Raw genomic sequence first — 5,825 nt, 5'->3', positions numbered from 1 at the left:
TTCAAATTTTTCTTTAGACATGGGGTGTCCCTCTAGGTACGGATTAAGTGGCTTTGATGACCACGCAACCAAAAAAAATGGTTTTTTTAATTTAAAGGAGAAGAAGCTTTAGACTGGTGCTGATACCCAGATTTGAACTGGGGACCTCACCCTTACCAAGGGTGCGCTCTACCGACTGAGCTATATCAGCACACAAATTTGAGTTGGAGCGTGCAGCGGGAATCGAACCCGCATCATCAGCTTGGAAGGCTGAGGTAATAGCCATTATACGATGCACGCAACACGTAACTCTGTTTGAGCTATTTAACCTTTAGAATATGGTGGAGGGGGACGGATTCGAACCATCGAAGGCAGTGCCGGCAGATTTACAGTCTGCTCCCTTTGGCCACTCGGGAACCCCTCCAAATTTTTTAGCTTTCTTCTCGCTCTCGTGGAAGGGAAGAAAGTGGTGCCGACTACCGGAATCGAACTGGTGACCTACTGATTACAAGTCAGTTGCTCTACCTACTGAGCTAAGTCGGCACAAGTGGGGCGCATTTTATTGAATGATTTTCCACCTTGCAATAGTAAATTGAAAAAAAATGGAAAAATCTAATAACTAATGAATATTAGTGGTGATTTCTTATTGAGTTTGTCTCTTTAAGCCACATCTCTCTCATGAATATATTTAATTTATCCATCGCATGATGTATTTTCCATGCACTTGTTTTGTAATCCACTATAGAGTTTTTATGAGCCCATTTATGTCATTTGACCGCGAACGCTGGTCTGAACTAAGAAATTTAGTTCCCATGACACTGTCAGAGAATGACTTAAAAGAGCTTCAAGGGATCAATGAAAAGTTGACGATGGAAGAAGCGGTAGAGATCTACTTGCCACTTTCACGCCTGTTGAACCTCTATGTGGCTGCAAGACAAAATCGCAATTCAGTTCTGCAGCAGTTTCTAGATAAAGACGAGAAAGCGCCACCTTTCGTTATCGGCATTGCAGGAAGCGTTGCGGTAGGTAAAAGTACCACGGCACGTTTGCTCAAAGCGCTACTTTCACGTTGGGATAACCACCCAAAAGTGGAATTGGTCACGACGGATGGTTTCCTTTACCCAAATGAAGTGCTTGAAGAAAAAGGCCTAATGTCCAAAAAAGGCTTTCCTGAATCTTACGATATCAAGCGTCTTGTGAAGTTCGTATCAGACGTCAAGGCGTGCAAGCGTAATGTGCAAGCCCCTGTCTACTCACATCTAACCTACAACATCACTGATGAGGTTAAAGAGGTGGATCTTCCCGATGTCCTTATCATCGAAGGGTTGAATGTTCTGCAAAGTGGTATGAACTACCCTCACGAGCCGCACCGTGTCTTCATCTCAGACTTCCTCGATTTTTCGCTCTATGTCGACGCAGACAGCGCGCAAATTCAAGAGTGGTATGTGAATCGCTTTATGAAGTTCCGTGAGGGTGCATTTGCAAAACCGGGCTCCTACTTTAGTCACTACACTCAGCTTGGTGATCAGGAAGCAATAGCTAAAGCGGAGAATATTTGGAAGTCGATCAATGGTCTCAATCTGGAGCAGAATATTCTGCCAACTCGAGAAAGAGCGCACCTTATTTTACGTAAGGGCGCCGATCATATGGTTGAAGAGGTGTTACTTCGAAAGTAAACAGGGATGCGATTGTGTGATTAGCCGATCGATTAATCGGCTTTTCGTAATGAAATCTCACCGCCAATATAGGCTTCAATACCATTCACAGTTTCCAACAAAACTGCACCCTGCTCATTAATGCCTTTCACGGTACCTTCAATTTCTCTTGGCCCAATGATCAAACGGACATTGCGACCTAAGAAATTATCCAGTCGATTCCAACGCCCAACGAAGTCAGTCATTCCCTTCAATTCATACTCATTAAGTGCTTTGTACCAAGCATCAATCAATGACTGAGCCAATGCATTTCGCTCAGGTACTTCACCACCACATACTTCTTTCAAAGACGTCCATGGCTGACCAATCCCCGATGTGTTGGGATCCATTGAGAGGTTCAGGCCAAGACCAATCACTATGTTGGCTGCCCCACCCGATTGTCCTGATAGTTCAACTAGGATACCGGCGAGTTTCTTATCATTATGGTAGAGATCGTTAGGCCATTTCAGCTTTACACCTTCGACGCCCATCTCCTCTAATGCTTCTACAACGGCGACACCAACGACTAAACTCAAGCCCATTGCCGCCGCCATACCCGCATCAAGACGCCAATACATAGACAAATACAAGTTGGCACCAAAAGGAGACACCCACTCACGCCCTCTGCGACCGCGTCCTGAAGCTTGATACTCCGCAATACAGACCGACCCTGATTCTAACGACTCGCCCTTATCAAGTAAGTGCTGGTTGGTTGAACCAATGATCGGAATGAGCTCTAAAGACGAATTTACACCCGGCGCATGAAGCTGAGCATCATCAAGCATGTTTAATGGTTGAGAGAGCTTATAACCCTTACCTTGGACTCGAAAGATATCCAGTCCCCACTCCTGAATGCCTTTTATATGTTTACTGATAGCAGCGCGAGAAACACCGAGCAGTTCACCCAATGCCTCACCAGAATGGAACTCACCATCAGCTAAGGTCTTCAGTAGCGTTAATTTGGTTGTATGCTCTCTCATGCTAAAGCCTCTAATGCGATATCGAGGTTGATCTCACCGTTTCTGCCCATGAATCGAACCTCATGCTCCAGTGAAATCCCAAACTTGTCCTGTACAGCATTACGAACCTGACTCGCCAAGCGAACCACATCAGAAGAAGAAGCATCAGCACGGTTAATTAAAACCAAGGCCTGATTAGGGTGCACTTGAGCACCACCTTCTACATGTCCTTTAAACTGACATTGATCGATCAGCCAACCCGCAGCCACTTTGATCTTATCGCCACTCTCATAACCCACAATATTAGGGTACGTTTGAGCTAATAGATCATAGTGATCCTTTCCGATCACTGGGTTCTTAAAGAAGCTACCAGCGTTACCATTTACTGCAGGATCAGGAAGCTTGCTGGAGCGAATTGCGCACACTTCATCAAAGATAACGCGAGGCGTGAGTGTTTCTGTATCTAAGGCTCTCAGTGGTCCGTAGTGATTACAGGGTTGCCATTCTTTACTTAAGCTCAAACCTATAGCCACTACTATCGCTTTGCCATACAAGTCATGCTTGAATATCGAATCGCGATAGCCAAATTGACACTCTTCTTTACTCAATCGCTTCACAGAAAATGTGTCTAAACAGAGAATATCGACATACTCACAGATATCTTGTAATTCGACACCGTAGGCACCTATGTTCTGAATCGGTGCAGAGCCAGAACAACCCGGGATCATCGCTAGGTTTTCTAACCCGCCTATCCCTTTCTCTACAGACCACTCAACCAAGGTCGGCCAGTCTTCACCGCCACACACATGCAGTTTATGGTGTTTATCTGTCTCAGTATGCTCAATGCCCTCGAGTTTATTCACCATTACAAGGCCAGCAAAGTGTTCAGTAAATAACATATTGCTACCTTTACCCAGCATAAGCTTAGGTAGATCACTCCATTGTGGGTCTTGATAGGCTGCGACTAAATCGTCGATAGAGCGGATTTCGATAAGCACATCACATGTCTGCTCGATAGAGAATGTATGTGCCTTTTTCAAACTGGCATTGAGATAAGATTGCATGGCGATATTCAATTAAACTAAACTGCCTTCATTCTACAGCAGTTACCCTATTGGCGCAGTGATTGAATGAACAATGTCATAATAGCCCAGCTCGACCCGATCAAAGTTCCGCTTGTTAAGCGCTTCTATAAAGATCATTACCCCTCAGGTAAAGCCAACAAAAGTGAGCTGATTTACTCCTTAACTCTAGAGAATCAATTACTCGGTGTCGTTCGCTTAAGAACTATTGAGCAATATCGCCTATTAACAGGCATGGTTATCGCTAAAGAACATAGGGGGCAACAACTGGGTAAACAGTTAATGGATTACTGTGAGAGGCATACTCTCAACGATCATGATTACTGCTTTGCTTACGCTCATCTAGAGCGCTTTTATAGCTGCCACCATTTTGTAAAAATTGCTCCTCAAGAGCTGCCTAATAACCTAAGAAATCTCTTCGAACGATATACAAACAGTGGAAAAGATCTCATTCCTATGCATTATCAGCAAAATTGTTAGAGAATGCCTCGATTATCTAGTAATTCGTAGTACGCCTTTGGTAAAATTCGCTGTTCGCAATTTTGCACATTTTTAAGGTCAAACAGTCAATATGATTGCTAGTAGGAATCCACTCACTCAGTTACCAACCGTAGCTCAGAACCCCGATAAGTTTGAAGTACTGTTATCAGCACAAGAGTTCAGAACTCGCCTACTTAAAGAGATCTCTGAAGCGACTCAGCGTATCTGTCTGGTTGCTCTCTACCTAGAAGATGACGAAGCAGGTCGCGAAATTCTGACTGCTCTTTATGAAGCTAAGCAGAACAACCCACAGTTAGATGTGAGTGTATGTGTCGATTGGCATCGCGCGCAACGTGGTCTAATTGGTGCAGAGTCATCAGAAGGCAACGCAGCTATGTACAAGGCGTTTGCAGAAAAGTACGAACACGAAGTGCCTGTTTATGGTATTCCGGTTCGCGGCAAAGAAGTATTCGGCGTTTTGCATCTTAAAGGCTTTATAGTAGATGATATCGTAATCTACAGCGGTGCAAGCCTTAATAATATCTACCTAAACTACCACGACCGTTACCGTTTCGATCGCTACCATGTCCTGAATAACAAGACGCTAGCTGACACCATGTTTAGCTACGTTCAGGATCAGATGGTTGCCGACACTGCGGTAAACTGCCTTTCTGATCATGCTAAGCCAACCACTAAGCAGATTAAATCGGCGATTCGTCAATTCCGCTCGACACTGGCACGCTCTCAGTACCAGTTTAAGAGCGAAGAAGTGTCCGCCGAGCAAGTGGCTGTTACACCGCTTGTCGGTATTGGTAAGCGTCGCAATCGCCTAAACCAAGGTATCAACCAACTCATCGCTCAAGCCAAAGATGAGATTTTCATCTGTACGCCTTACTTCAACTTCCCACCGAGTTTAGCGAAGGAAGTAAAGAAAGCACTTAAGCGTGGTGTGAAGGTGAGCATTGTTGTTGGTGACAAAACCGCAAATGACTTTTTCATCTCTCCAGAGGAAGAGTTTAAGACTATCGGTGGTCTACCATATCTATACGAGCTTAATCTCCGCCGCTTTGCAAAAGCTAACGAAGCGAACATCGCAAGCCGTAAGCTATCTATCCACCTTTGGAAACACGATTCAAATAGCTTCCACTTAAAAGGGATTTGGGTCGATAAGCGCTACATGCTGCTAACGGGTAATAACCTAAACCCAAGGGCTTGGAAACTGGACCTTGAGAACGGTATCTTCATCCAAGATAACTACAACCACCTGGCAGACAAGTTCCAAGCTGAAGTCGATAATATCCTTCAGCACACGCAACTGATCTGTACCTATAAGCAGTTAGATAAGGTGGACAGCTATCCTATGGAAGTGCAGAAGCTGATACGCAAGATCACGCGTGTAAAAGCCGATAGAGTGCTTAAACAGATACTTTAGTGCTCTACCCAGCATTAACGTCATTTAAACGCCTAGCCTTCGCTGGGCGTTTTTGTATTCCTAATAGAAGATACGAGATAATTTTTCTTAGGCTACTCTGCTTTGTCGACGGTTTACAATCAGTTCAATTTCCACTGCACAGGTAATACGGACCTGATGCCTCGTTAACTATAACAACCTAATACCAATCTAAGTAAAA

General features: G+C 44.4%; 5 protein-coding genes and 4 tRNA genes. 3 read left to right on the top strand and 6 right to left on the bottom strand.

The annotated features are described in order from the left end of the window. Window positions 1-114 precede the first annotated feature (114 nt). The 4 genes from KI655_RS23975 to KI655_RS23960 form a co-directional block, all read right to left on the bottom strand. Window positions 115-190: transfer RNA gene (locus KI655_RS23975), tRNA-Thr, on the bottom strand. A gap of 14 nt (window positions 191-204) precedes the next feature. Beyond that, a tRNA-Gly gene (locus KI655_RS23970) sits at window positions 205-279 on the bottom strand. Between the two features lie 39 nt (window positions 280-318). Beyond that, window positions 319-403, bottom strand: a tRNA-Tyr gene (locus tag KI655_RS23965). 43 nt (window positions 404-446) lie between these two features. Beyond that, a tRNA-Thr gene (locus tag KI655_RS23960) sits at window positions 447-522 on the bottom strand. 209 nt (window positions 523-731) lie between these two features. Between KI655_RS23960 and coaA the strand changes: the two genes are divergently transcribed. After that, window positions 732-1,655, top strand: a complete 924-nt coding sequence (coaA, locus tag KI655_RS23955) for a type I pantothenate kinase (protein WP_285409201.1) — start codon at window positions 732-734, stop codon at window positions 1,653-1,655. A gap of 32 nt (window positions 1,656-1,687) precedes the next feature. Here the strand turns inward: coaA and birA are convergent, their stop codons facing one another. Then, a complete protein-coding gene (gene birA / locus KI655_RS23950; RefSeq protein ID WP_285409200.1) occupies window positions 1,688-2,653 on the bottom strand; it encodes a bifunctional biotin--[acetyl-CoA-carboxylase] ligase/biotin operon repressor BirA in 966 nt (321 codons plus the stop codon). Continuing rightward, the gene (gene murB, locus KI655_RS23945) at window positions 2,650-3,696 is read right to left on the bottom strand and encodes a UDP-N-acetylmuramate dehydrogenase (protein ID WP_285409199.1); all 1,047 of its coding nucleotides are present in this window, start codon (window positions 3,694-3,696) and stop codon (window positions 2,650-2,652) included. Before murB ends, birA begins: the two co-directional genes overlap by 4 nt. Window positions 3,697-3,762: 66 nt before the next feature. On the opposite strand from murB, the gene KI655_RS23940 reads away from it, so the two are divergent. Then, window positions 3,763-4,194: a GNAT family N-acetyltransferase gene (locus KI655_RS23940; RefSeq protein ID WP_285409198.1), complete on the top strand. Its 432-nt coding sequence runs from the start codon at window positions 3,763-3,765 to the stop codon at window positions 4,192-4,194. A gap of 91 nt (window positions 4,195-4,285) precedes the next feature. Beyond that, the gene (pssA, locus tag KI655_RS23935; protein WP_285409196.1) at window positions 4,286-5,626 is read left to right on the top strand and encodes a CDP-diacylglycerol--serine O-phosphatidyltransferase; all 1,341 of its coding nucleotides are present in this window, start codon (window positions 4,286-4,288) and stop codon (window positions 5,624-5,626) included. Window positions 5,627-5,825 lie beyond the last annotated feature (199 nt).

Source organism: Vibrio sp. D404a (assembly GCF_030248535.1).
Taxonomy (GTDB): Bacteria; Pseudomonadota; Gammaproteobacteria; order Enterobacterales; family Vibrionaceae; genus Vibrio.
This window is presented reverse-complemented; position numbering and strand designations above follow the sequence as displayed.

Coding starts and splice junctions, on each gene's coding strand:
- birA (WP_285409200.1), bottom strand. CDS start 2,653: ATGAGAGAGCATACAACCAAATTAACGCTACTGAAGACCTTAGCTGAT.
- murB (WP_285409199.1), bottom strand. CDS start 3,696: ATGCAATCTTATCTCAATGCCAGTTTGAAAAAGGCACATACATTCTCT.
- pssA (WP_285409196.1), top strand. CDS start 4,286: ATGATTGCTAGTAGGAATCCACTCACTCAGTTACCAACCGTAGCTCAG.
- coaA (WP_285409201.1), top strand. CDS start 732: ATGAGCCCATTTATGTCATTTGACCGCGAACGCTGGTCTGAACTAAGA.
- KI655_RS23940 (WP_285409198.1), top strand. CDS start 3,763: ATGAACAATGTCATAATAGCCCAGCTCGACCCGATCAAAGTTCCGCTT.